Genomic DNA, 25,671 nt, shown 5'->3' with positions numbered 1-25,671 from the left:
GGAGGACCATGTCCTATCGGCTCGGCGTAGATGTGGGCGGCACGTTCACCGATGTGCTGCTGGTCGACGAGGAATCAGGTTCGACGTGGCGGGCGAAGACCGCCTCGACGCCGAGCGATCAATCAGTGGGTGTGCTGAACGGCCTCGACAAGGTCTGCGCCGAGGCCGGCGTGGACCGGGCGGTCATCCGGCACGTCCTGCACGGCACGACGGTGGCCACCAACGCGATCCTCGAGCGCAAGGGCGCCACGGTCGGGCTGGTCACCACCGAGGGATTCCGCCAGGTGCTCCAGATCGCCCGCTCGTTCGTGCCGGGCGGCCTGGCCGGCTGGATCATCTGGCCCAAGCCGGAGCCGCTGGCCGAGCTGGAGAACACGGTCGAAATCCCGGGCCGCATCGCCAGCGACGGCACCGTCATCACCGAACTGGACGAGCAGGAAGCCCGCATCGCCCTCCGAAAGCTGAAACATCAGGGCATCGAGGCGCTGGCCATCTCGCTGATCAACTCCTTCGCCAACGACACACATGAGCGCCGGCTCGCTGAGTTGGCCGCCGAGGAGATTCCCGGCGTCGAGGTCTCGCTGTCCAGCGTCGTCTTGCCCGAAATGCGGGAGTACGAACGCGCGCTGACCGCGGTGGCCAACGCGTACGTCCAGCCGCAAGTGGCCCGGTATGTCGCGAATCTATCCGCCAAGATCAACGCCGATCTGTCCATTCTGCGCAGCGACGGGGGCCTCACGGCGGCCGGAGCGGCCACGGCCGCGCCGGTCACGATGCTGCTCTCCGGACCGGCCGGCGGCGTCACCGGCGCGCTCTGGGTGGCCGAGCAGTCCGGCCATAAGGAGCTTCTCACCTTCGACATGGGTGGCACCTCGACCGATGTGGCTCTGGTCCGCGAGGGCCAGGCGCGGATCGGGCGGGAGACCAAGGTCGGAGATCTGACCGTACGGGCCTCGGCCGTCGACGTCCGCACGGTCGGCGCCGGGGGCGGGTCGATCGCCCATGTCCCCGAGCTGACCAGGGCCCTGCGGGTCGGTCCCCAGTCGGCCGGGGCGGAGCCGGGCCCGGCCGCGTACGGCAAAGGGGGAAACGCGCCCACCGTGACCGACGCCAACGTGGTGCTGGGCTATCTGCCGGCGGCCCTGGCCGGCGGCGAGATCACGCTCGACCGCGAGGCCGCCCGCGCCGCCGTGCAGACCGTGGCCGACGCCATGGGCCTGCCCAGCGCGGAGGCCGCGGCGGCCGGGATCGTCGACATCGTCAACGAGAACATGCTCGGCGGCCTGCGCCTGGTCAGCGTGCAGCAGGGCTACGACCCACGGGACTTCGCCCTGGTCGCCTTCGGCGGCGCCGGTCCGCTGCACGCGAACGCGCTCGGCCGGCTGACCGGCGCCTGGCCGGTGATCGTGCCGCCGTCGCCGGGCGTGCTCTGCGCCCTGGGCGACGCCACCACCTCGGCCCGTGACGAGGCCGCCCGGACCGTGCTGCGCCGCCTGGGTGACATGACACCGGCCGAGTTCACCGCGATCTTCGAGGAGCTGGCCGCGGCCGCCTCCGAGCGGATCGCCGCCACCGGCGTGACCTACACCGCGGACGTCCGTTTCGTCGGGCAGGGCAACGAGCTGCCGGTGACCGTGGAGCTCGGGGACGGCCCGGACGGGCTGGCCGCGCGCTTCGACGCCGAGCACGACCGGCTGTTCTCCTTCACCCTCGACGTCGACCACGAGCTGGTCAACGCGCGGGCCACGGTCACCGGCGCCCGGCCGCACGTCACGCCGGTCCATCTGGAGAAGGGCGACGGCGACCCGTCCCCGGCCCGGACCGGGCAGGCCCGCGTCTACGTCGACGGCGACTTCGTCGACGCCGCCCTCTACGACCGGCTGAGGCTCCGGGCGGGCGACGTCATAGCCGGACCGGCCATCGTCACCGAGATGGACTCGACCACGCTGATCCTTCCCGGCCACGCCGCGGTCACCGACCCGAGCGGCAGCCTGCTGATCCGTCCCGCCGAGAGCCTGGAGGGCTGAGCCGTGGCACGTATCGTCGAGACGTCCACCTCACCGGTGGAGAAGGCCGGCGTCGACCCGGTCACCCTCGACCTGGTCGAGAACGGGCTGCGCAACGCCCGCTACGAGATGGACGAGGTTCTGTTCCGCACGGCCCTGTCGCCCGGCATCCGGGAGCAGCACGACGAGTTCCCGCTGATCGCCGACCCGGCCGGGCGCATGGTGGTCGGCCAGTTCGGCCTGTCCATCCCCGACTTCCTGGCCGGTTTCGCCGGGGACATCGGCGAGGGCGACGTCCTGCTGACCTCCGACCCGTACGCCTGTGGGGCGGCTATCAGCCACGCCAACGACTGGCTGGTCGTCCTGCCGATCTACGCGGAGGGGCGGGTCGTCGGGTGGGCCTCGATGTTCGGGCACATGTCCGACGTCGGCGGCAAGACCCCCTCCTCGATGCCCACCGACGCCAGGACGATCTATGAGGAGGGCGTGGTCATTCCGCCCTTCAAGCTGTACGACGGCGGGCGGCTCAACGAGGACGCGCTGCGCATCATCCTCAACCAGGTGCGGGTGCCCGACTGGAACCGGGCCGACCTCAACGGCCTGGTCGCGGCCTGCCGGACGGCCGCGCGGCGGGTGCAGGAGATGTGTGCCCGGTTCGGTGTGGCCACCTATCTCTCGGCCCTGGACGCTCTGCTCCAGCGCAATTACGACGCCATGAAGACGCTGCTGCACGTCGTCTTCTCCGAGGGGCGCACCCTCTCGTTCACCGATTACATCTGCGACGACGGGGTGGGCTTCGGGCCGTACGAGCTGAAACTGTCCCTGACCCGGACCGGCGACCGCGTGCATCTCGATTTCAGCGGCTCGTCGCCCCAGGCGATCGGCCCGGTGAACTATTACCTGAACGAGAACCTGGCCCGGATGTTCTTCGGCATCTACATGATCACGGTGGCCGATCCGCAGATCCTGTGGAACGACGGGTTCTACCCGCTGGTCGACGTGACGATTCCCGACGGGTCGTACTGGAAACCGAAGCACCCGGCCGCCCTGAACGCCCGCAACCACGGCATCGGCCGGGTGTTCGACCTGTTCGGTGGCCTGTTGGGACAGACGAATCCGGCCTTGCTGAACGCGGCCGGATTCTCGTCGTCGCCGCATTTCATGTATTCCGGGAACTATTCCTCGGGCGACCGCAAAGGCGAATGGTTCCAGCTCTACTCGATCGGTTTCGGCGGCATTCCGGGACGGCCGCTGGGCGACGGGCCGGACGGGCATTCGCTGTGGCCGAGCTTCGTCAACATCCCTTGCGAGTTCCTCGAGTCGTACTATCCGCTGCGTATCGAGAAGTGGGAGACGGTCGCCGACACCGGCGGGGCCGGCCTGCACCGCGGCGGCAACGGCGTCGACGTCGCCTATCGCTTCCTGGAGCCGGGCACGATCGCCATCCACGACGACCGCTGGCTCACCTATCCGTGGGGCGTCAACGGCGGCGAGCCGGGCGCCCGCGGCCGCAAGTGGATCGACCGGGCCGGCGGGGAGCGCGAGGTGCTGCCCAGCAAATGCCACGACGTGCCGGTGCGCCCGGGCGACGTGCTGCATTTCGTCACCTGGGGTGGCGGCGGCTGGGGCGATCCGCTGGCCCGCGACCCGGAGCTGGTGGCCAAGGAGGTGCGGCGCGGCCTGGTGACCCGTGAGGGCGCCCGCCGCTACGGCGTGGTGGTCGACGAGGCCGGGCAGGTGGTGGCGGCGGAGACGGCGGAGCTGCGCGTGGCCGACCGGGGCGAGCTGCCGGTCTTCGACATGGGCCCGCCGCTCGACGAGATTCTGGCCCGCTGCGAAGAGCAGACGGGCCTGCCGGCTCCCCGGAGGCCCGTCTGGACATAGCTTTCTACGAGGTTGCCGGGTCGCTGATCAGCATCTCCGGGTGGCGGCCCAGGAAGGCCGGCAGCTTGTCCTCGGCGGTGGCCTTGAACAGGTCGCGGGTGGCCTCGTTGACGCCCTCGCCGCCGCTGACCGCGGCGAACGTGCCGCCGTTGGTCTTGATCGGGATCAGGTCGCCGGCCGCGAGGCCCTTCATGCCGAAGATGAAGTCGGTGACCGCGACGCCGTGGGTGTCCATCTTCAGCGACGTGCCGGCCGCGGCCAGGATCTTCGAGACCTTGGTCGGGTTGCTGATGACGCCGCTGCTGGTCGCCTTCTTCATCATGGCCCGCAGGAGCTGCTGCTGGTGACGCTGGCGGTCGTAGTCACCGTTGGCCGAGTGCCGCAGGCGGGAGAACTCGAGAGCCTCCCACGGCTTCATGTTGCGGCAGCCCTTCTCGAACCACAGCGCGTTCTTCGGCGGGGACTTCGGGTCGGCGCCCTCGGCGTATTTCACCTTGCCGTCGACGACGATGTAGTGGCTCGACCACATCCGCTTGTCGACGCACATGTAGACGCCGCCCATGGCCTCGAGGATGCCCTTGAAGCCGCTGAAGTCGATGACCACGACGCCGTCGAACTCGATGCCGGTCAGCTTGTTCACCGTCTCGGTGGCGAGCTTGGCGCCGCCCTGCCAGCCCTTGCCGTCCTTCGACCCGTTCGCGTAGGCGCCGTTGATCTTCTCGGTCGAGCCCCGGAAGCCGAGCTCCTCGTCGGCCGGGATGTCGACGATCGTGTCGCGCGGGATCGAGATCATGTACGCCTGGTCGTGCTTGGCCGTGACGTGCAGGATGATCATCGTGTCGGAGCGGGACAGCTCGCCCTTCTCCTCCCAGCCGGTCCGCGTGTCCAGGCCCAGCATGAGGATGTTCATCGCGCCCTCGGGCATCTTGCCCGCGGCCACCGCCTTGTTGCTCAGGCCGGCCGAGTCGAGAACGCTGGACGTTGTCTGGATGTTGCTGGTGAGCTGGTTGAGAAAGTACTTCACCGAGACCAGGCCGCCGCCGCCGACCACGAGCAGAACGGCGCCGAACGCCGTCACCAACTTGGTCCATAACGGTAGTTTGCGACGTCTCGGTTTCTTTTTATTACCGCCGCCGGAGCCGCCCTGCGGCTGCCGCTGCCCTCGTTCCCCCAACGTGGCCTGTCCCGGCATAGGTGTCGAACTCCTCACTTTTTGGCCATAGCCTCCGTGAGGCCGCGCTCGTCGCCAGACAGAACAGATATATGGTCCCGAACGGTTAGTCAACCCGCTTGATCACTTCTCGACGCGGCGTGATTCCGCGGCGACTTTCGGATTCATAATATCGACGATTCGTAGCCTGGCGAGGGCGCAGAGCGAGCGGTCCTCACCGGGGCACGTTGATCTCCGGGCCGCCCGCCGGCGAGCCCGCCCCGGCCGCGTTGACCGAGGCCACCGCGATGGCGTAGTTGTGGCCGGCGGTCAGCCCGCCGATGGTCGCGCTCAGGCCGCCGGTGCGGACGCTGGCCACGAAGGCGTTCGGGTCCGTCCGGTCCATGTAATAGACGACATAGCCGCTGACGGTGTCGCTGTAGAGGCCGGTCGCCGGGCTCCACGACACCGTCAGCGAGCCCGGGCCGGGCGAGGTGGTGATGTTCGGCGGCCCGTCCGCGGTCAGCGGGTTGGCCGTGACGGAGGCGACCGGCGACGCCGGGCCGGTGGAGATGCCGCGGTTGGGCAGCACCCGGAACTCGTACGTGAAGCCGCGCACCAGCCAGCCGGTGTCCCACTCGTCGCCCGGGATGGGCAGCGGCAGCCGCTGCCACTCCTGGCCGCTGTCCTTGATCCGCTGCTCGAACCAGTATCCGCCCGCGCCGAAGCTGTGGGCCCAGCTCACGTGCACGCCGGTCCCGGTCGCGGTGGCCGTGATGGAGGCCGGCGCGGCCGGGCTGAGCAGGTCGGGGCCGGAGGTGGCGGTGAACGTGCCGCCGACCCCGAACGTGCCGGAGAGCACATTGGCGAACGCCTTGGCGATCTTGTGTTCGCCCGAGCCGTTCGGGTGCAGCCCGTCGTAGGCGTCGAACTGCCACTGGTAGCTCGACGCGATGTCGGCCAGGGCGACCGGCGACGCGGCCGTGCTCACCGAGGCCAGCGCGGCCGGCAGTTTGCCGTTGTACTCGTTGATGATCGAGTCCAGCTGGGGCAGCTGGGCCAGCGGCTCCCGGCGCACGACGTTGGCCACGATCACCCTGATGCCCGGCCTGGCCGCGCGGGCCTGGGCGATCAGGTTCTTCATGTCGCCGATGAGCCCGTCCGGGTTCGACACGCCCCAGCCGAGGTCGTTGAAGCCGAGCTCGACCAGCAGATAGTCGGGCTGATAGGTGCCCACCCGATCCTTGATGTCGCCCATGGCCTGGTGCGCCTGCCGTCCCCACTGGGCGAAGTGGGCGCTGTCGAAGGTCAGGTGGTTGCGGTAGGCGCCGTTGAAGACCGGCGGGGCCGGCACGTTCGGGAAGCCGTCCGGCAGGTCCGAGGGGACGCGGGTGGTTCCGGTGTACGGCCCCACGAAGTCGGCCGCCGCGCCGCCGGTGGCCAGGTGCTGCCAGAGCCGGTAGCGCCAGGTGTAGTCGCCCTCCAAGCCCTGGCTGATCGAGTCGCCGACCACCATGATCTTCCGCGAGCCGGAGCCGATCATGAAGGATTCCTCGGCCGACGGGTACGGCCCGCTGACCGGCGCCGTGGTCTGGCTCCCGGAGACGTCGTAGACGACCGACTTGGCGGCCAGAACCTGGTTCCACTGGGCCGCGGTCGGCGTGTAGCTGGTGGCGGAGGTCGTGACGGTGAACAGGACCGAGCCCGTATATCCGCTGCGCACCCGCAGCGTGAAGCTGTTGTTGAGGTGGCCGGGGATGCCGCTCGCGGTCCACCGGAACGGCACCAGGGCGTTGCTGATGCTGTCGCGCGGCTGGAGACCCCGCGGCGCCATGCCGTGTGTCTCCAGGATCCGGCGGGCCGCCTGCACCTCGCTCGGGCCGCGGCTCGCGGTGATCGCCGTCCAGGCCGCGCCGAACCTGGTGGCGTTGGCCGCGTCGAGCCGGTTCAGGATGTCGGCCAGGCCCCACTGCACCGTGTCCTTGCCGCCGCTCACGTCGTCCTCGATGGTGTCGAAGAGATCCCAGAGGGCGCGCTGCACGGCCAGTTCGCTGTCGTCGCCCTTGGGCGCGCACTCGCCGGACGGGTCGTTGGTCTCGATGTTGTAGTCGACCGTGCCGGGGGTGTTGTGCGGCGGTCCCGGCCGGTCGTCGTAGACGAGGCCGCCGGCGTTCGGCACGGGCGGCAGCGGCACGCTGGCCAGCGCGGCCAGCCCGTAGAAGGTGGCCCACCCCTCCGACCAGGCCAGGTCGAGGCCGGCGGCCTTGCCGCGGCCCTCCTGGCCCCAGGCATTGGCGCAGATGTCGTGATCGCCGCCGTCGTCGGGCCCGTTCAGCCCGGCCTGGGTGGCGACGATGTGACCGGACTCGTGGGCCAGCACGTCCCAGTCGAAGGCGTCCTCGCCGCAGTAGTCGCCGTCGCACATGGTGTCGCCGCCGCTCATCCAGATGTTCCCGGCCTGCGCGAACGAGTTGGCCTGGCCGGACGGATAGAAGACGACGAGCGCCGGCTGCCACGACGACTTGCGGACGCTCTGGTAGAAGCCGCCGACCGTCCGCAGCGCGTCGAAGAGCGCGAAGGCGCGGCCGGTCACCGAGAAGTAGTCCACGTTGACGGTGATGCCGCTGACCGTGGCGCCGGCGGTGACCGGGAAGACGGCGCTGTAGGCCACGTAGTTGTCGGCGCCGCCGGTCGTGTCGACCTCGCCGAAGGTGCCGACCGCGGTGACCCGGATGCGGTAGTCGCCGGTGGTCAGGGTGGCTGAGCTGAACGAGAAGGCGCCGCCGTCGGACGCGTAGGTGGTGCCGTGCTCCTGGCCGGTGGCGGCGACCAGCTGAACCCGGGCGCCGCGGATCGGTCGCTGGAGGTTGGCCAGGTCGCGGTAACTGATCGAGCCCGTGACCGTGGTGGCGGCGGCGAGCGAGGCCCGCTGTGTGCCGGTGCTGCCGGGGGCCTGGTGCAGGCGGGCGCGCCGCGCCTCGAACTCGGTTGCGGTCAGGCGCCCGTCGTCGCGATCGGCGGTCAGGGCGGCGTCGTCGAGAAGGCCGTAGGAGCCGGCGGAGATCAGAGCGTTCTTGTACGGCCGGACGGCCAGGAACCCGGTGTCGGCGCCGGGCAGTGGCTGGGCGACCAGGCCGAAGTCCCCGGCGCCGGTGGCCGGGATGGTGAACAGGACCCGTACGGCCCGCCCGGCCCTCAGTGCCTCGAGCGGCCGGGCGACACGGGCCAGTTCCTTGTCACCGCGGTAGGCGGTCAGGCGGATCTCACCGGCGGGCCGGGCCACGAGCGGGCGCAGCGTCACCTCGGCCTGCCGGCGGCCGGGCGTCAGCGCGAGCCCGATCTCCATGGTGCCGTGCCCGGCCTTCGCCGCCTTTGCCGCCGCCGTCGGTGCGGTGGTGGCCGTCTCCACCACCACCGCACCGCTCAGCGCGAGCAGCACCGCCATCGTCGTGTGCCACCAGCGCATCCCCAGCCCCCGTCCCGTGAATACCTGCGGGTAGCCTCGCCGCCCGCTGTTGTGGGATTGTTGTGGCTCGATGTCTCCGGGGGAGCCGCGTGATCGAGTTCCGGCTGTTGGGCCCGGTCGAGCTGTGGGTGGACGGCCGGCGCCTGGAGGCAGGGCAGCCCCGTCAGCGCGCCGTCCTCGCCGTCCTGGCCGCCGACACCGGCCGCGTGGTCACCACCGAGACCCTGATCGACCGCCTCTGGGGCGACACGCCGCCGGCGACGGCCCGCCGCTCGCTGCACGCCCACGTGACCCGGGTCCGCCGGGTCCTCGACGAGGCGCGGATCGCGCTGCGCCGCCGGGCCGGCGGCTACCTTCTCGACGCGCCGCCGGGGCTCGTCGACCTGCACCGGATGCGCGGGCTGCGCGACCGGGGCCGCCGCGACGGCCTCGGCGCCGGCGAGCGGGCGGAACTGCTGCGCGAGGCGGCCGGGCTGTGGCGCGGGGAGCCGCTGACCGGGATCGCCGGTCCCTGGGCCGACCGGATGCGCCAGAGCTGGCGGCAGGAGCGCCTCGATCTGATGCTGGCCTGGGCCCGGGCCGAGCTCGCGGTCGGCGACACGGGCGAGGTGATCCGCCGTCTGTCCGAACTGGCCGGCGACCATCCCCTGGCCGAGCCGCTGATCACGGAGCTGATCCGGGCCCTGCACGGCGCCGGGCGATCCGCCGAGGCCCTCGAACGCTACGCCGGGTTCCGCCACCGCCTGGGGGAGGAGCTCGGTGTCGATCCTGGCCCCGAATTACAGGCGCTGCACATGGACCTGTTGCGCGGCTCGTCGCCCACTCCCTCGGCCGCCCCGCCCGCTCGCGCCGGGGTCGTGCCCGCGCAACTGCCGGCGTCGGTCGCCGGCTTTGCCGGGCGGGCGGCGGCCCTGGCCGAACTCGACCGCGTGCTCGGCGATGGCGGCCCGGCGGTGATCGCCGCGATCTCCGGGCCGGCCGGGGTCGGCAAGACCTCTCTCGCGGTGCACTGGGCGCACCGGGCCGCGCACCGGTTCCCGGACGGCTGCCTCTACGTGAACCTGCGCGGGTTCGACGCCGGCGGCCAGGTGCTCGATCCCGGCGAGGCCCTCCGCGAATTCCTCTTCGCGCTCGGCGTGCCGCCCGAGCGGACCCCCTCCACATCGGAGGCGCAAGCCGGCCTCTATCGCAGCCTGCTCGCGGGCAAACGGGTCCTGATCCTGCTCGACAACGCCCGCGACGCCGGCCACGTCCGGCCCCTGCTGCCCGCGTCCCCGACCGTCCTGACCCTGGTGACCAGCCGCAACCACCTGACGCCGCTGCTGGTCACACACGGCGCGCAGCCGATCGGGCTGTCCGCCCTCCCCGTCGCCGAGGCCCGCGAGCTGCTCGCCCACCGCCTCGGCCCCGGCCGGATCGCCGCCGAACCGGCCGCCGCGGCCGCGATCGTCGCCGCCTGCGCCGGTCTGCCCCTCGCCCTGGCCATCGTCGCCGCCCGCGCCCGTCACCACGGGCTCTCCCTGGCGACATCGGCCGATGAGCTGGCCGGGGCCCGGCTCGGCGCGCTCGACGCGGGCGACACCGCCACCCGGGTCGAAACGGTGTTCTCCTGGTCCTACGCGGCGCTGAGCCCTTCCGCGGCCCGGCTGTTCCGCCTGCTCGGCCCGCTTCCGGGCCCGGACCTCTCGGCCGTCGCGGCGGCGAGCGCCGGCGGCCGGCCGCTGCCCGGGACCCGGCGCGATCTGGCCGAGCTGGTCCAGGCCAGCATGCTCACCGAGCCGTCACCGGGCCGCTACTCCTTTCACGACCTGCTGCGCGCCTACGCCACCGGGCTCGGCCACTCCGGCGGCGCGGCGGCGCGGCTGATGGATCACTACCGGCACACCGCATGGGCCGCGACCATGCTGCTCGACCCGGCGCAGGACCCGCTCGACCTGGGCGAGCCGGCGGCCGGGGTCACGCTGGAACCGCCGGCCACCTATCAGCAGGCCATGGACTGGTTCGCCGCCGAGCGGACCTCGCTGCTGGCGGCGATCGCGATGCCCGGCTCCGACGCCGGGATCTGGCAGCTGGCGCTCAGCATGGTGACGTTTCTCGACTGGCGGGGACACTGGCACGACCTGGAGGCCGTGGGGCGCCTCGCGGTCGCCGCCGCCGGACGTGGCTCCGACGCGGTGGCGCTGGCCCGGGCGTACCGGAATCTCGCCGTCGCCCACCTCGGCCTGAACCGTTTCGACGAGGGCGAGGCGGGGCTTCGCACGGCGCTGGAGACGAGCATCGCCTGCGGCGACGTCGTCGGTCAGGCGTTCGCCCACAACAGCCTGGCCGCCCTGCACGATCGCCGGGACCGGCCCGGCCTCGCGCTCCCGCACGCCCGCCGGTCCCTGGAGCTGTTCGAGGCGGCGGGTCACCGTGTCGGCCAGGCCAACGCCCTGAACTCGGTCGGCTGGTATCAAGCCCTGCTCGGCGACTACGAGGACTCGGTGGTGTCATGCCGCCGCGCGCTGGCTCTGCTGGAGGAGCTGGGCGACCGATACGGCCAGGCGCACACCTGGGACAGCCTCGGCTACGCCGCCCACCACCTGGGCCGCCACCGTGACGCCCTCGACTGCTACCAGCACGCCGTCGCCATCTTCCACGACCTGGGCGACCGCTACCAGGAGGCCGACACGACGGCCAAACTCGGCGACGCCCACGAGTCCGCCGGCGCCCCCGAGGCCGCCCGCGCCGCGTGGGAGCACGCCTGGAAGATCCTCACCGACCTCGGCCATCCGGACGCGGCCGCCCTGCGGGCGAGGCTCTTCCCTCCACAAAGGAGATGACCTAGCATCGATGCCCTGGGGCGACCGATCTTCACGGAAAGGTCTCCATGACCCGTTTTCTCCGAGTGCTCGCCGCAGTTGTGGCGTTCGTGCTCGCCTTCGCCGTCGGAACCCCTCTGGCCCAGGCCGCCCCGCTCAGCGCGGCGCGCCCGATGCAACTGAACGAAGCGATGACCCCGGTCGGCGGTCAATGGCTCCAGCTCCTGCCCTCAGGCGACCTCGTCACCATGCAGAAGGTCGAGTCCGGAGTCAGCAAGAGCGTCGCCGGTGTGCGGAGGGCGGCCGGTGTCTGTCCCCCTAATGTGTACCTCTGCCTTTTCGAGGATGAGTACCTGGCCGGCACCATGTGGGCCCTCAACCTGAACGACATCTATGTCGGCTCGGCCAACGGGGTCGCGCACTGCTGGAACCTGTCCTCGGCCTACAACAACAAGACCGTCTCGTGGCAGAACACCAGCGGGGACCGGGCCGCCTTCCTGAACAACTGGGTGAACTGCGGCGGTGAGCAGATCCTGATCACCAGAAACAGCAGCAGGACCTGCTCGGCGGCCTGGTGCACCACCCTCTTCCCGACCAGCGTCAAGGCCACGTAGCCGCCCGGAGCGGAGGCGAGCCCGGGGGCTCGCCTCCGCTCGGTGTCAGACGCCGGCCGTCGAGGTGATCCAGGCGCGGTTGTAGGCGACGCTGCCGTAGTACTGGCGGCTCGTGCCGTCGGCGGTCGAGGCCACGCCCACCTGGGCGCCGTTGTAGACCTGCGGGCCGCCCGAGTCACCGCGCCAGGCGTTGCCGTTGATGCGCGTGCTTCCGATCGCCCGTCCGCCGTACGCGTCGGTCTGGTTGGTCGAGGTGACCTGGACCGTCGCGGTCTTCAGCGTGGTCGACGCGCTGCATCCGCTGTAGCAGGTCATGCCCCAGCCGTAGATGCTGTTGGTCGAGCCGACCGGCGGGTACGCGCTGGACAGCGGCATGTACGACGTCGTGATCGGGCTGGCCAGGCGCATGAGGGCCAGGTCGTAACGGGTGGCCGTGCTGCTCACGGCGCGGGTGGTGCCGCCGGAGGTCCGGTTGACGCTGCCGACCCGTACCGACATCGTGCCGCTGATGCAGTGCCGCGCGGTGAGCACGTAGTTCGCCGAGATGATCGTGCCCGAGCAGGTGAAGCTGCCGTTGCTGAGCACGGCGGCGGCCCACGGCGCGGACGAGACCGTCCCGCCGCCGATGATGTTCGTTGAGGGATCCTCGACCGCCGCGGCGGCGGCGGACGGAACGGCCAGGGCACCGGTGAGGGCGGTGGCAAGCGAAGCGACGACGATGCGGATGCGCACGCCGGACTCCTTCCATCGATAGACGGCTGTCGAAGTACCGTACGTGCGCCGGGCCCCCGCCGTTACCACTCACTTGCCACATAACTTCGTGTGATGACCCGCGCGGGACAATGATCACGTGCTGACCGCGACGCAGGATCTGCTGACCTCGCTCGAACCGCTGCCGCACGGCGTGCGGATGAAGCGCCTGGCCGCGTGGGCCCGCAGCGCTCCCGATCGGGCCGAGGTCTGTGCCGAGCTGGGTGGGGGCGAGAGCTATGAGCGGCATCTCGCGCTGGTGGCGGCTTTGGTCGTACGGGATGAGGACGCCATCGTGGCGGCGATGGGTGACCCGCAGCCGTCGATCCGGGCCGAGGCGATCGTCGCGGCCCTGCGCGCGGGCCGGCTCGACAGCGTGGTGGATCTGCCGGCGGCCGAGCGGCGGCGGGTCTACAGGACGGTGCGGCAGCGGCGCCTGACCGCGACCGCGGATGCGCTGATCGCCGAGGTTCGGCCCTATTGGGGCGACCGGGAGGCGGCGGCCGTCCTGCCCGCGTGCAGTGCCGCGGTCGTACGGCGTCTGCTCCCGGACCTCGAGGACGCGATCAGCCCGGCCACCCTCGCGAGGCGGCACCCCGGACCGGTGCTGGACCGGGCGGGGGAGAGGCTCGCGGCGGCGGCGCCCGAGCATCGGGACGAACTGTGGAACCGTCATGTGGCGGTGCTCGAGGATCTCTGCGATCCGGCCGGCTTCCTCGACCTGGCCGAGAGGTATGCGCCGATCCGCTGGACCCCGGGCTCGGGTGTGCTCGCGGCGCACGACCCGGCGCGCGTCGCCCGGCTGCTCACCGTGCCCGGCCGGCTCTCGGACCGGGCCGGCCGGTGGCTGCCCCGCGCATTGTTCCGCGCGCTGGCCGTCCTGTCCGACGACGAGCTTCTGCCTGTGGCCGTCGCCCTGCGCGACACCCCGCGAGCCTTCGCCGCGCTGCTTCGCTGTCTTCCGCCGGCCCGCCGTGGTGGCCTCTTCGAGCGCGCCTCGGCCGGCTCGGGGACGCTGCTCGCCCACTCGGTGATGGAGTTGTTACCGGCCGGCCCGCGGGTCCGCGAGGCGACCCGTGTCCTCGGGCTTCCCACGATTCGATCTCGTGAGTCGCATGTGCTGACCTGGAGCGCCTACCTCGCGTGGCCAGAGGCGTCGGCCGCACTGGAGGCTGGTCTGCGTTCGGGCGTGGCCGAGGAACGGGCACGGGCGTACCGGCTGCTCGGGGCGGCGGCGCGGCGCTCGCGGGACCCGCGGGTGGTGGCCGAGCTGGTGGACCGGCTCGGGCGGCTGCGCAACGAGCAGGACCCGGTGCGGGCGGCGGCGCTGAGCGCCCTGACCGGCGTGGCCCGGCTGCTCACCCCGGCCACCGCGCCCGGGCTGACCCGGCTGACCACCGGCGCCGTCGAGGCCCGGGACGCCTCCCGGGAGACCCTGAGCGCGCTGGCGTCCCTCGCCGCCGGCGTCCTTGAGCACCACGTCGACGTGCCGGAACTGCGCGAATGGGCCCTGCACACGATCGACCGGGTCGCCGGTGCGTCGCCGGTGCCGGTGCTGCCGCGCTTCGATCAGGAGGCCATGGTCTTCGAACGCCTCGGCGGCTGGGTCGTCGCGGCCATGGACCGCGGTGACTACGGGCCGCTGTTCGGGCTCACGGCCGCCCTCGGCCGGCGCGCCTGGAACGTTCCCGGGCTTCAGGAGCTGCTCCACCGCGCGATCGGCCCCGGCACCTCCGAACCGGTGGCGCGCCGGGCGGCCACGTCGTGGCTGGACGATCCCCGCCGTCGCGCGGAGCGTGTCGCGGCGGTGCTCGACGCCGACCCGTCGATGGTGGCCGTCCCCGAGGTGTGGAACGTCATCGCCACGTCCCGGACCGACCTGATCGACCGGGTGCTGCGCGGGCCCGTCCGCGGCCGGATGATCGAGGACGGCCGGCGCTGGGTGCCCGGCCCGCCCCGGCACGCCGACCGGTGGCTGCCCCGCCAGCGCGAACGCTTCACCGAGACCCTCGAAGCCGTGATCGACGACCGGGACGAGAGCGTGCCGATCCGGGCCTCCGCGGTGAAGGTCGCCGCCCGCGTGCCCGGTCCCGGCCGCGACCTGGTGCGCCGCCACATCGGCGCGTCCGGGGTGGTCGTCGCCGAGGCGGCGCTGGGTGCGCTGATCTGGACCGACCGCCCGGGCGAGGCGCTGTCCGAGCTGCTGGAGTACGCGGCCGGCGACCGGGCCCGGGTCGCCATGTACGCGGCCGCGCGGGCGGCCGCGTACGTCGAGCCGTCCCGCCTGCCGGCTCTGCTCGGCGGCCTGCTCACGGCCGAGGTCAAGGTCACCAGCCGCAAGGAGACGGCCCGCGTTCTCGGCCGGTACGGCCCGCCGAGCGTGATGGCGGCGCTCCTGGCGGCGTACCTCCGCCCCGGCACCCACCGCGATGTCCGCGCCGCGATCGTGGCCGCCGCCGGCCGGCGCCTCGAGGTCTCCGCGAGCTGGGAGATCCTCGATACGGCCGCCTCCAGGTCGCCGTCCGCGGGGCAGCCGGCCGGCGCGGCCGCCGCCAACCGGGCGGAACGCCGTGCGGTGCTGGCCGTGGACCCGGCGGCGGTGGCTGAGCGGCATCGCCGGCGCTATGCGGGCCTGATCGTCGAGATGTGCCGGGCCGGCGTCCGGGAGGCGTTCGGCGTGCTGCCGTCGTGGGCGCGCTGGGCCGAGGGCGTACGGGATCTGGTCGCGGCCCGCCTCACCGACCTCGGCCAGCGGGTCGCCCTCCCGGACGCGGCGGGCCTGCTGCCGCTGCTCGGCGAGGAGGCGACCCACGCGGTCATGGCGAATCTGGTCGCCCAGGACGAAGCCGACCACGACCCGGGCCGGGTGGGCACGGATCGTCCCGCCCGCCGCCGCGTCGAAGTGCTGGCCGAGGCGGCCGCCACCTGGTCCCGCGACGCCCCCGGCGGAGCCGACCGCACACCCCTGGCGAACGCGGCCCGCCGGCTCACGGCCCAGCCCGGCTACGCCACCACGGGCCTCACCATGCTGGCCGCCCTGCTGCCCTTGACCGCCCTGGACGAGCTGGCCGGCCTGTGCGCCACCCGCCCGGTAGCCGCGGTCGCGGCCGCCGAGGTGCTGCACACCCGGGCCCTGGCCGCCCGCGACCCCGAGCCTCTCCGCGACATCGCCTCCCACCTGGCCTCCCGGGGCGACCTGCCGGCCGGTTTGTTCGCGGTCGCCATGCTCCGCGACCGGGTCCTCCGCTGGACCGGCCCGTGGCAGCAACTGCTCTTCACTCTTCGAAACCACCCGTCCCCGGAGGTCCGGGAGGCGGCCTACGCCGTCCAGATGCGCTGAAACGGCGGTGTAACCTGCTCGGATGCTGCTCAAGATCGCGTCGTTGGTCGAGCGCCGGCGTTTTCTCGTGGTGGCGGTGACTGTCGCTGTCGGCGCGGCCGGTGCGCTGGTCAATGTCGGTGACGATCTGGGGTTTTCGCCCGTTCCCCTGGTCGGCGGGGTCGTGCTTGTCTCGATAGTTCTCAGCGTTGCCGCGTATGCCCTTCCCCGGCCGAAAGTGTTGTTCGCCCGGCCCGGTGTGCCGGCTTTCGAGACGGGTGGTGACCTTTCCCTCCTCGCTCTGACGCCGGGAATGGTCGCCGTGGGCAGCGCCTGGGTCGGCAGCGGGATCCACTCGCTGCACGCTCATGCCCCGGACCGGTCGTTCCAGGTGCTCACGATCCTCCTGGCAGTGTCCGTGCTGACCTTTTGTGCCGGGGTGGTGTGGCGGTCGCCCGGCGTTCGGCTGCGGCCCGACGGGATCGCCGGGCGTCAGCTCTTCGGGAGCCTCTTCGTGCCGTGGGACGCGCTGCCCGCCGTCGCCGATGTGCGGCCCTCCCGTCTCGCCCTCGCCTACGCGCGGCCGGAGCTCGTCCGGCGGCGCGGGCTCTGGCCCCTCGGCCGCCACGGCGTTCCGGTGGCCGGGGCCGACGCCGCTTTTCTCGGGCAGGCCATCCAGTACTACAGCGGGCACGCCGTTCACCGCGCGGACATCGGCACCGAAGCGGAGTGGCTCCGCCTCCGGGGGCTGCTGACCGGCGCCTGACCGGCCGTCAGCGGCTCGTGCGCGATCCGTCAGCGGGGGTGGCGACGCTCGTCGCATGACGGGTTTGGCGATTGTGGCCGAAGGGCTGCTGAAGACGTACCGGAAGAACCGGGCCTTGGATGGTTTCGGGCTTGAAGTCGCGGCGGGGACCGTTTGCGGGCTGCTCGGGCCCAACGGCGCCGGGAAGACGACGGCCGTGCGGGTGCTGTCGACGCTGGTGCGTTTCGACGCGGGGCGGGCCCTCGTGGCGGGGGCGGATGTCGTGCGGGAACCGGGGCTGGTGCGGGAGCGGATCTCGCTGACCGGGCAGTACGCGGCGGTCGACGAGGTGCTCAGCGGGTGGCAGAACCTGGTGATGTTCGGGCGGCTGAGTCATCTCGGGCGGCGCGAAGCCCGGCGGCGGGCCGATGAGCTGCTGGGTGAGTTCGGGCTGGCCGACGCGGCCGGGCGGTCGGCGGCCGAATATTCGGGCGGGATGCGGCGGCGGCTCGACCTGGCCGCCAGCCTGATCCGGCGGCCGGAGGTGCTCTTCCTGGACGAGCCGACGACCGGGCTCGACCCGGTCAGCCGCACGCGGGTCTGGGGCGCCGTGCGCAAACTGGTCGCCGAGGGCACGACGGTGCTGCTGACCACGCAATACCTGGACGAGGCGGATCAGCTGGCCGACCGGATCTCGGTGGTGGACGCCGGGCGGGTCATCGCCGAGGGGACTCCGGACGAGGTGAAGGGGGCCGACCGGCTCGAAGTGGTGGTGCACGACGCCGGACAAGTCGGCAATGCCGCCCAGCTTCTGGGGGCGTCGGAAACAGATGCCGACACCCGGCGCGTTCGCATCGCGGTCGACGACCGCGTGGCCGCCCTGACAGGTGCCCTGCGAAAGCTCGGCGAAGCGGGCATCGCGGTCGACGACATCGGCATTCGGCGGCCCACGCTGGACGAGGCGTTCATCCAGCTGACCGGAGGGACCCGATGATCGCCGACGGATGGGTGATGACCGGCCGCTACATGCGGCACGTGGCCCGGGCGCCCGAGCAGATCGTCATCTTCTTCACGTTACCGATCATGTTCGTGCTGGTCTTCGGCTACGTGTTCGGGTCCGGCATGGCGGTCGGCGGCGACACCTACCGCGAGTTCCTTCTTCCCGGCGTCTTCGCCATGACGCAGCTGTACGGCCTCGGCGCCACCGCCATCGCGATCTCCACCGACATCGGCAAGGGTGTGGTCGACCGTTTCCGGTCGATGCCGGCCGCCCGGTCCGCGCTGATGATCGGGCGCGGCGCCGCCGACCTGACCCGTGCCCTGATGGAGATGGCCGTGCTGGTCGTCTGCGGCCTGCTCGTGGGCTGGCAGTGGCATCGCGGCGCCGGACTCGCGCTGGCCGCCGTCGGGCTGCTCCTGCTGCTGCGGCTCGCGCTCAGCTGCGTCGGCGTCTATCTAGGAACCGTGGTACCCAACCCGGACACCGTCTCGCTGATCGTCTTCCCGTTCGCGTTCCCGCTGACCGCGCTCTCCAACATCTACGTCGCCCCGGAGCTCATGCCGGGCTGGCTCGGCGCGATCAGCGCGTGGAATCCCCTGTCAGCGACCGTGGCCGCCTGCCGCGAGCTCTTCGGCAACCCGGGCGTCGGCGGTGACTCCTGGGCCGCGAACCACGCGATCCTGCTCGCGATCCTGTGGCCGCTCGCGCTGATCGCGATCTTCGGGCCTCTGGCCGTACGGAGTTACCGGCGCTTGAGCCGGTAGCGGCGGCCCGACACACTGGCCGGGTGGACGGACTGACCAGGCGGCGCCTGCTCCAGGCCGGCGGGGCGGGCGCCCTGCTGGCGGCGCTGGCCGCCGCCGAGGGTTCGGCCTACACGCCGCCGGCGCGGACCGGTCGCGGCGCCCGGTCGGTGGTGGTCCTCGGCGGCGGTATCGCCGGGCTCACCAGCGCCTACGAGCTGGGCAAAGCCGGTCACCGCTGCACCGTCCTGGAGGCCCGGTCCAAACCCGGCGGCCGGGTGCTGACCATCCGCGACGGCGACATCGAGACCGACCTCGACGGGCACACCCAACGAGCTTCCTTCGCGTACGGCTCGTATTTCAACGCCGGCGCGGCGCGCATCGCACCGTGGATGGTCACTCTCGACTATTGCCGTGAGCTGGGCGTGCCCGTCGAGGTCTTCGTCAACTCCAACGCGGACGCCTTCATCCACAGCAGCGCCGGCGGCGCTCCGGTCCGCTTCCGCACGGCCCGGGCCGACCTTTACGGGTACGTCTCCCAGCTGCTCACCCGGGTCACCCGCCGAGGCGGACTCGACGCCGAACTGGCCGGCGGCGGTCGCGACCAGCTGCTGGAGTTCCTCCGCGACTTCGGGCGGCTCACCGACGACGGCGAATATCAGGGCGGCCCCGACCGCGGCTTCGCCACCTATCCCGGCGTGGACGGCGGGGTCCCGCTCGACGGCCCGGCCTCGCTGGCCGAGGTGCTGCGGGGCGGCGCCGGGCCGTACCTCGGCTTCGATCTCGCCTTCGACCAGGCCATGCCGATGTTCCAGCCGGTCGGCGGGATGGACCGCATTCCGATGGCCTTGGCCCGCGCGATCGGCCCGGACCGGATCCGGCTCGGCGCCGAGGTCACCTCGGTCGTCGACCGGCCCGACGCGGTCGAGGTCCGCTACCGGCAGGACGGCCGCGACCGGACGATCACGGCCGACTACTGCGTGGCCACGCTGCCGCCGCACCTCATGGCCCGACTGCCGCACAACCTGGGTGACGACGTGGCGACGGCGCTGGGCGCGTTCACCCCGTTCGCCGCCGGCAAGATCGGGCTGGAGTACCGGCGCCGCTGGTGGGAGACCGATCTGGGCATCTACGGCGGAGCCACCGACACCGACCTCGACCTGCGGCAGGTCTGGTATCCGTCGTCCGGCTTCCACGCGCCGCGCGGCGTGCTGGTCGGCTACTACAACTTCGGGCCGGACGCGGAGACGTACGCCGGAATGGCCCCTCCCGACCGCGCGGCGCGAGCCGTCTCCCTCGGCGAGAAGATCCACGGCGCGAATTACCGTACGGAGTTGGTCTCGTCCTTCTCGGTGAGCTGGAGCCGCGTCCCCCACCTGGAAGGCGCCTGGGCCGCGCCGCCGTACGGCAGCCCGGCCTTCTCGCTGCTGCGTGAGCCCGCCGGCCGGGTCCATTTCGCCGGGGACTGGCTCAGCCAGACGGTCGCGTGGCAGCACGGCGCCTTCGTCTCGGCGCGGGCGGCCGTCACCGCCCTGCACGCCCGCGCCTAACCCAGCTCCGACTCGATCTCGGACGGCGCGCGCATGCGCCAAGCGTCGGTCACGAGTTCAGTGAGCCGCGCCACATCAACAATCGGTAGCCGGAGCATCACCAATGGAAAGCCGTCGTAGCCCGGGGTCGTGAAGAACAGGTCGGGTTCACCCAGAAGAAGGGCTTGTTTCTCGGCCTCGTCACCCACGTAGAGGACCGCCACATCCGTGCGGATCACGCGTGACTTTCCCGGTTCCCGCTCCGGGTACGACCAGACGAAGCCCTTGTTCGCCACCCGGAAGTCGAAGCCGTCACTGTCGATCTCGACGACGTGCGGCAGGGAGAGCGCCAAGCGGCGTACATCGTCGGCGGTCGCCACGACAGGGATTCCTTTCTGTCCGAGATGACACAACAACGTGCCACCGCCGACAGTCTCCCAAAGTTCATGCGTAGGATTCGTCCCCGCACGGTCTTGCCGCAGGGATCCGAGGGAAACGATGCCACTCACTCCAGCCGACATCCACAACATGGCGTTCAAGAAGCCTGCGATCGGCAAGCGGGGGTACGACGAGGAGGACGTCGACGCGTTCCTCGACGAGGTCGAGCAGGAGCTCATCCGCCTCATCGAGGAGAACCGCGCCCTGGCCGACCAGGCGCAGCGCAACGGCGGAGGCATGGGCCCCGGCCCGTCCGGCCCGTCGGCCGGCAACCGCGCCATGGAGGCCGAGCTGCAGGCCCTGACCACCCAGCTCGGCCGCATGCAGGAGGCCCGGGCCCGCGCCGAGCAGAACGCGCGCAGCGTGCAGTCGCAGCTCGAGCGCGCCCGCACCGAGCGCCCGGCCACGCCGCCGCCGGCCGAGAAGGACGACCGTCTCTCGGCGGTGCTGATGATGGCCCAGCGCACGGCGGACGACCACATGCGCGACGCGCAGCAGGAGGCCGACTCGCTGCTGGGCGGCGCCCGCACGCAGTCCGAGCAGATCACCGGCGACGCGCTGCTGGCCGCCGACAACATCGAGGCCGACGCCCGCCGTAACCACAGCGACGCCCTGGCCAGCATCGACGAGAAGCGCGACGCCCTGCTCGACGAGATCGACCGGCTGGGACAGCTGGCCCGCACCTACCAGCAGGCCCTCGGCCAGCACGTCCAGCAGCAGCTCCAGGAGCTCGACAGCGTCTCCAACGGCGCCGGCCGCGACCTCGACTGACGCTTCATCCACCACGGCCTGGCGCGGCGACTCCGGTCATCGGCCTGGCCCGGCGGCGTCGCCAGTTCCGGCCGGCGGCCTCGGTTGCGGCGTGAGCGGCGGCGGCCTTGTTCGGGACAGCGGCCTCGTTCAGCGGCCCAGGGCGTTCAGGCCGGCCTGGGCGTCGGCCATGGCCCGGAGGCCGTCGGGGCCGGCGGCGACCGTGGCGACCTGGCGGAACCAGTGCTCGGCCTCGGTGTCGTCACCGGCGGCGGCCGCGACCCGGCCCAGCGTGACCAGGATGGACACGCGGACGCCGTCGGCCGTGTACCAGCCGGCCGGGCACTCGCGCAGGGCCGTCTCGCAGAGCCGCCGGGCGGCCGCGTGGTCGCCCCGGTTCAGCGCGATGCGGCCCAGGCCGAGCCGGGCGGCGGCGACCAGCTCGGGGGCGCCGCAGGCGCGGGCCCGGTCGGCCGAGCGTTCGAAGTCGGCCGCCGCGCCGTCGAAGTCGCCGGCCAGGATCAGCGACTCGGCCCGGCTGCGGAGCACCTCCGCCTCGTCGAGCACCGAGCCGAGCTCGGCCGCGAGCCGCATCGCGGCGTCCATCGGCGCCAGCGCGGCCGCGTGGTCCCCGCGCCAGGCGGCGAGCTCGGCCAGGCCCGAGTGGGCCAGCATCATGCCCCAGCGGTCGCCCAGCTCGCGGAAGCCCTCCAGCGCGCCCAGGAACTCGCCCTCGGCCGCCGCGAAGTCCTCCTCACCGGTCAGGCGGCGCTTGAGCTTGCCCGCGGCGCTGGGCTCGACCGCGATGTGCGGCTCGCCCGGGATGTGCGGCTCGCCCGGGATGTGCGGCTCGCCGGTGATGTCGGGGGCGGCCGGGATGTGCGGCTCGCCGGTGATGTCGGGTGCGGCCGGGAGGGCCGGTTCGAACAGCATGTGCATCCAGCCGCCGCCGATCGCGGCCAGGGCCCGGCTCCACGGATCGCCGATCAGGCGGCGGCTCAGCTCGCGGTGCAGCTCGGTGACCCGGCCGGTGGCCTCGGGCGGCGGGCCGGCCGTGATGGCCGAGAGGTAGAGCAGGAACGGCTGGCGCGGGGGCGCGGTCAGCTCGGCCAGGTAGCGCTGCGAACGGCCGCTCGGTGGGCGGGCGCCGGTCAGCTCCGCGTTGAGGGTGCCGAGGACGTACTCCTCGGTGAGGCCCTCGGGTGGCTCGGGGCCGATCTTCTCCAGGAGCTCGGCCGACATCGCGGCCGCCTCGCCGCGGGAGCCGCGCAGCCACCAGTAGAACGTGAGGGCCGCGACCAGGCGCAACGCGGTCTCGGGGGAGCCGTGGCGCAGGGCGGCGTGCAGGTTGTCGCGGTCGGCGTCGAGCCGGGCCAGCCAGATCAGCTGGTCGGCGCCGCGCAGGTGGGCGTCGGCGGTCCGGGCCAGGTCCAGGAAGTACGCGGCGTGGGCCTGGGGCAGGCCGGTCTCGGTCACCTGCTCGGCGCAGAAGGCGCGAATGGTCTCCAGCATGCGGTAGCGGGCGCCCTCGCGCTCCACGAGAGACTTGGCGACCAAATCGTGCAGCAGGTCGAGGGTGGCGCCGCCGAGACCGCAGACACTTTCGGCGGCCTCCAGGGTCCAACCGCCCCGGAAGACGGTGAGCCGGCGGGCCAGCAGGCGCTCCGGCTCGGTGAGCAGGTCCCAGCTCCAGGCCACGACCGCCCGCAGCGTGCGGTGCCGCTCGGCGGCCGTGCGGCTGCCCCGCGACAGCACGGCGAAACGGTCGCCGACCCGCCGGGCCAGCTCGTCCAAAGGCAGCACCGCGAGCCGGGCCGCGGCCAGCTCGATGGCGAGGGGGAGGCCGTCGAGCGTACGGCAGATCCGCTCCACATCGGGCGGGTCGGCGCGGAAGCCGGGGACCACATCACCGGCCCGGTCCATGAACAGACGTACGGCCGCGTCCGGTGCCAGACCTGAGACGGGGCAGAGTGCCTCGCCGCTCAGGCCCAGCGGTTCACGGCTGGTGGCCAGCACGCGCACCCCGGGGCAGTCGGCGAGGAGACGGGCGGCGAGTGTGGCCGTTGCCTCGATGACGTGCTCGCAGTTGTCCAGTACGAGCAGGATCTCGCGGGTGGCCAGCGCGGCCACCAGCCGGTCGACCGGAGGCTGCCCCGACCCGTCCCGCGCGCGCAGGCCCGTGTCGCGCAGGCCCAGGGCGTCGAGCAGGGTGTGGGCCACGTCGGCCCCGGTGGTGGCGGCCAGCTCGACGAAGCAGGCCTCGCCCGCCGTGCGGCCGGCGGCCTCGACGGCCAGCCGGGTCTTGCCTGCGCCGCCCGGGCCCAGCAGGGTGACCAGGCGGGCGCGGCGCAGCGCCCGGCCGACGTCGGCCAGCTCCTCCTGGCGCCCGACGAAGGCGGTGAGCTGGGCCGGCAGGGCGCGGCGCGGACTGCCCCGCAGGACCCGGAGGTGAGCCGCCCTCAGCTCCTCAGACGGGTCGGTGCCCAGCTCGTCGGCCAGCATGTGGCGGGCCTTCTCGTACGTGGCCAGCGCCTCGGCGCCGCGGCCGGTGAGCGTCAGCACCCGCATCAGCAGCGCCCAGGACCGCTCGCGCAGGGGATCGGCGTCGATCAGGGCGCGCAGCTCGTGCTCGTCGGCGGGGGACGGGTCGGCCTCGACGCGGTCCTCGACCGCCCGGCGGCGCGACTCCGTGAGGCGGTCGGCGGCCGGTCCCCGCACGTCGGCCGGGGTGTCGCCCCGCCACAGGCCCAGAGCCTCACGCAGCAGGCCGGCCGCGCGGGCGGGCTCGCCGCCGGCCAGCGCCCGGCGGCCCTCGGCGGCCAGGCGCTCGAAGCGGTGGGCGTCCACCTCGTCCGGATCGACGTTCAGGCGGTAACCGGCGCCGTCGTACTCGATCGGCAGGTCCTGGCGAAGCCGGGAGATATTGGACTGTACGGCGTTGAGCGCTCCCGCCGGGGGATCGTCGCCCCACAGGCCGTCGATCAGGCGCTCGACCGGCACGGGACGGCCGGCCTCGAGCAGGAGCAGCGCGAGCAGGGCACGCAGGCGGGCCCCGCCGGTGCGCACCGGCGTGCCGTCGTCGCGCTCGGCCATGGTCGGGCCGAGAATCCCGTATCGCATGGCGTCTATTGTCGCCGGTCGGCGACGATTCTCCGGGCCACCGGGCGGCGGTGAGCCCGTAACTCTAAGGTGATCGGCATGCCTGCCAAGCTGAATGCCGACAGAGCCCGGTCCGCGCTGCGGACGAGCGCGCTGCTGTCGGCGCAGACGTTGCTCGTGCTGGCGGCGTCGTACGTCGCCCTGTGGCTGCTCGGCAGGGCCTGGTCGGTGATCTGGCCGATCGTGGTGGCGCTGCTGCTGACCACGCTGACCTGGCCCGTCACCCGGCTGCTGCGCAACCGCCTCCACTTCCCGCCGGCCCTGGCCGCGGCCGTGGTGACCATCCTGTTCCTGGCCGTCGCGGCCGGCATCATCGTGCTCATCGCGGTGCCGGTGGCCAGCCAGTCCGGTGATCTCGCGGACGGGGTGGTCGACGGCATCCAGCGGCTGCGTGACTGGGCGTCCGGCCCGCCGCTGAACATCGGCGACGACGACATCACCCAGGCCTTCGACGCGGCCATCGCCCAGATCCAGAGCCGGGCCGGCAGCATCGTGAACGTCACCCTGGGCACGGTCACCACGGTCGTCAACGGCGTGGTCACGACAGTGCTGGCGCTCTTCCTGATGTTCTTCTTCCTCAAGGACGGCCCGAAGTTCCTGCCGTGGCTGTCCCGTCAGCTGCCCGGCCGCCTGTCGGTGGACATCCCGGTGGTCGCCCAGCGCGGGTGGGACACGCTCGGCGCCTTCGTCCGGTCGCAGGCGTTCGTGGGCCTGCTCGACGCGGTCTTCATCGGCCTGGGCCTGTGGGCGGTCGGCGTGCCGCTGGTGCTGCCGCTGGCCGTGCTGACGTTCGTGTCGGCCTTCGTGCCGATCGTGGGCGCGGTCTTCGCCGGATTTGTGGCCGTGCTGATCGCGCTGGTGTCGAACGGGCTGACCGACGCGCTGATCGTGCTGGCCATCATCCTGGCCGTGCAGCAGCTCGAGGGCAACGTCTTCCAGCCGATCGTGCAGAGCCGGGGCCTGGGCCTGCACGCGGCGGTGATCCTGCTGGTGGTGACACTCGGCAGCAGCCTGGCCGGCATCGTCGGCAGCCTGCTGGCCGTGCCGGTGGCGGCGGTGATCGCGGTCGTGTGGGCGTACATCCGCGAGCAGTTGAGCGACCATCCACCCACGCCGTCCACGGAGCCCGAACCTGAGCCTGAATTGCCTGATGACCCCGTACAACCGGGGAAGCCGGAACCGAACCCGGCAGCCTGACCACCAAGGGGTGGGGGGGGGGGGGGCGCGCCCCCCCCGTGACGCAATTGGCGCGCACGGCCCGGTGTGGGCGCGGGTGGGGGGCCCCCCCCAGCCGCGGCCCCCGCCCGGGGGGCTGCC

16 protein-coding genes are annotated in these 25,671 nt (G+C 72.5%); 11 read left to right on the top strand and 5 right to left on the bottom strand.

The window, feature by feature from the left end:
* Positions 1–8: 8 nt before the first annotated feature.
* Both ACFY36_RS14895 and ACFY36_RS14890 read left to right on the top strand, forming a co-directional pair.
* Positions 9–2,027, top strand: coding sequence for a hydantoinase/oxoprolinase family protein (locus ACFY36_RS14895; RefSeq protein WP_499746497.1), 2,019 nt, complete (start codon positions 9–11; stop codon positions 2,025–2,027).
* A 3-nt stretch (positions 2,028–2,030) separates the two neighbouring features.
* Positions 2,031–3,890: a hydantoinase B/oxoprolinase family protein gene (locus tag ACFY36_RS14890; protein WP_499746496.1), complete on the top strand. Its 1,860-nt coding sequence runs from the start codon at positions 2,031–2,033 to the stop codon at positions 3,888–3,890.
* A 4-nt stretch (positions 3,891–3,894) separates the two neighbouring features.
* On the opposite strand, the gene ACFY36_RS14885 is transcribed toward ACFY36_RS14890, so the two are convergent.
* Entirely contained in the window at positions 3,895–4,968 is a 1,074-nt protein-coding gene (locus tag ACFY36_RS14885) for an LCP family protein (RefSeq protein WP_499746495.1), read from the bottom strand.
* Positions 4,969–5,275: 307 nt separating this feature from the next.
* The gene (locus ACFY36_RS14880; RefSeq protein WP_499746494.1) at positions 5,276–8,506 is read right to left on the bottom strand and encodes a GDSL-type esterase/lipase family protein; all 3,231 of its coding nucleotides are present in this window, start codon (positions 8,504–8,506) and stop codon (positions 5,276–5,278) included.
* Positions 8,507–8,595: 89 nt separating this feature from the next.
* Here ACFY36_RS14880 and ACFY36_RS14875 point away from each other — a divergent pair, with 89 nt between their 5' ends.
* The gene (locus tag ACFY36_RS14875; protein ID WP_499746493.1) at positions 8,596–11,328 is read left to right on the top strand and encodes an AfsR/SARP family transcriptional regulator; all 2,733 of its coding nucleotides are present in this window, start codon (positions 8,596–8,598) and stop codon (positions 11,326–11,328) included.
* A gap of 47 nt (positions 11,329–11,375) precedes the next feature.
* Positions 11,376–11,921, top strand: a complete 546-nt coding sequence (locus tag ACFY36_RS14870) for a peptidase inhibitor family I36 protein (RefSeq protein ID WP_499746492.1) — start codon at positions 11,376–11,378, stop codon at positions 11,919–11,921.
* 45 nt (positions 11,922–11,966) lie between these two features.
* On the opposite strand, the gene ACFY36_RS14865 is transcribed toward ACFY36_RS14870, so the two are convergent.
* Positions 11,967–12,653 carry a S1 family peptidase gene (locus ACFY36_RS14865; protein WP_498686629.1) on the bottom strand — a complete coding sequence of 229 codons (687 nt, stop codon included), beginning with the start codon at positions 12,651–12,653 and terminating at the stop codon, positions 11,967–11,969.
* A 118-nt stretch (positions 12,654–12,771) separates the two neighbouring features.
* Here ACFY36_RS14865 and ACFY36_RS14860 point away from each other — a divergent pair, with 118 nt between their 5' ends.
* Genes ACFY36_RS14860 through ACFY36_RS14840 form a run of 5 tightly spaced genes read left to right on the top strand, consistent with a single transcriptional unit; the run spans position 12,772 to position 20,028 of the window.
* Positions 12,772–16,011, top strand: a complete 3,240-nt coding sequence (locus tag ACFY36_RS14860; RefSeq protein ID WP_499746491.1) for a hypothetical protein — start codon at positions 12,772–12,774, stop codon at positions 16,009–16,011.
* Positions 16,012–16,033: 22 nt separating this feature from the next.
* A complete protein-coding gene (locus ACFY36_RS14855; protein ID WP_499746490.1) occupies positions 16,034–16,756 on the top strand; it encodes a hypothetical protein in 723 nt (240 codons plus the stop codon).
* A 55-nt stretch (positions 16,757–16,811) separates the two neighbouring features.
* Positions 16,812–17,729, top strand: a complete 918-nt coding sequence (locus tag ACFY36_RS14850; RefSeq protein WP_499746489.1) for an ATP-binding cassette domain-containing protein — start codon at positions 16,812–16,814, stop codon at positions 17,727–17,729.
* Positions 17,726–18,499: an ABC transporter permease gene (locus ACFY36_RS14845; RefSeq protein ID WP_499746488.1), complete on the top strand. Its 774-nt coding sequence runs from the start codon at positions 17,726–17,728 to the stop codon at positions 18,497–18,499. Before ACFY36_RS14850 ends, ACFY36_RS14845 begins: the two co-directional genes overlap by 4 nt.
* A 23-nt stretch (positions 18,500–18,522) precedes the next feature.
* Positions 18,523–20,028, top strand: coding sequence for a flavin monoamine oxidase family protein (locus ACFY36_RS14840; protein ID WP_499746487.1), 1,506 nt, complete (start codon positions 18,523–18,525; stop codon positions 20,026–20,028).
* On the opposite strand, the gene ACFY36_RS14835 is transcribed toward ACFY36_RS14840, so the two are convergent.
* Complete coding sequence (locus tag ACFY36_RS14835) at positions 20,025–20,387, bottom strand: MmcQ/YjbR family DNA-binding protein (protein ID WP_498686620.1); 363 nt, start codon at positions 20,385–20,387, stop codon at positions 20,025–20,027. The two genes, ACFY36_RS14840 and ACFY36_RS14835, sit on opposite strands and share 4 nt — an antisense overlap.
* A 118-nt stretch (positions 20,388–20,505) precedes the next feature.
* Between ACFY36_RS14835 and ACFY36_RS14830 the strand changes: the two genes are divergently transcribed.
* A complete protein-coding gene (locus ACFY36_RS14830; RefSeq protein ID WP_499746486.1) occupies positions 20,506–21,216 on the top strand; it encodes a DivIVA domain-containing protein in 711 nt (236 codons plus the stop codon).
* Positions 21,217–21,345: 129 nt separating this feature from the next.
* On the opposite strand, the gene ACFY36_RS14825 is transcribed toward ACFY36_RS14830, so the two are convergent.
* A complete protein-coding gene (locus ACFY36_RS14825; protein WP_499746485.1) occupies positions 21,346–24,315 on the bottom strand; it encodes an AfsR/SARP family transcriptional regulator in 2,970 nt (989 codons plus the stop codon).
* Positions 24,316–24,393: 78 nt separating this feature from the next.
* On the opposite strand from ACFY36_RS14825, the gene ACFY36_RS14820 reads away from it, so the two are divergent.
* A complete protein-coding gene (locus ACFY36_RS14820; protein WP_499746484.1) occupies positions 24,394–25,551 on the top strand; it encodes an AI-2E family transporter in 1,158 nt (385 codons plus the stop codon).
* Positions 25,552–25,671: the final 120 nt, after the last annotated feature.

The organism is Actinoplanes sp. NPDC000266 (assembly GCF_042899005.1).
Classification (GTDB): Bacteria; Actinomycetota; Actinomycetes; order Mycobacteriales; family Micromonosporaceae; genus Actinoplanes.
The sequence above is the reverse complement of the archived record's forward strand: the minus strand, read 5'-3'. Positions and strand labels throughout refer to the sequence as shown.

Coding starts and splice junctions, on each gene's coding strand:
- ACFY36_RS14895 (WP_499746497.1), top strand. CDS start 9: ATGTCCTATCGGCTCGGCGTAGATGTGGGCGGCACGTTCACCGATGTG.
- ACFY36_RS14880 (WP_499746494.1), bottom strand. CDS start 8,506: ATGCGCTGGTGGCACACGACGATGGCGGTGCTGCTCGCGCTGAGCGGT.
- ACFY36_RS14870 (WP_499746492.1), top strand. CDS start 11,376: ATGACCCGTTTTCTCCGAGTGCTCGCCGCAGTTGTGGCGTTCGTGCTC.
- ACFY36_RS14855 (WP_499746490.1), top strand. CDS start 16,034: ATGCTGCTCAAGATCGCGTCGTTGGTCGAGCGCCGGCGTTTTCTCGTG.
- ACFY36_RS14850 (WP_499746489.1), top strand. CDS start 16,812: ATGACGGGTTTGGCGATTGTGGCCGAAGGGCTGCTGAAGACGTACCGG.
- ACFY36_RS14845 (WP_499746488.1), top strand. CDS start 17,726: ATGATCGCCGACGGATGGGTGATGACCGGCCGCTACATGCGGCACGTG.
- ACFY36_RS14830 (WP_499746486.1), top strand. CDS start 20,506: ATGCCACTCACTCCAGCCGACATCCACAACATGGCGTTCAAGAAGCCT.
- ACFY36_RS14825 (WP_499746485.1), bottom strand. CDS start 24,315: ATGCGATACGGGATTCTCGGCCCGACCATGGCCGAGCGCGACGACGGC.
- ACFY36_RS14820 (WP_499746484.1), top strand. CDS start 24,394: ATGCCTGCCAAGCTGAATGCCGACAGAGCCCGGTCCGCGCTGCGGACG.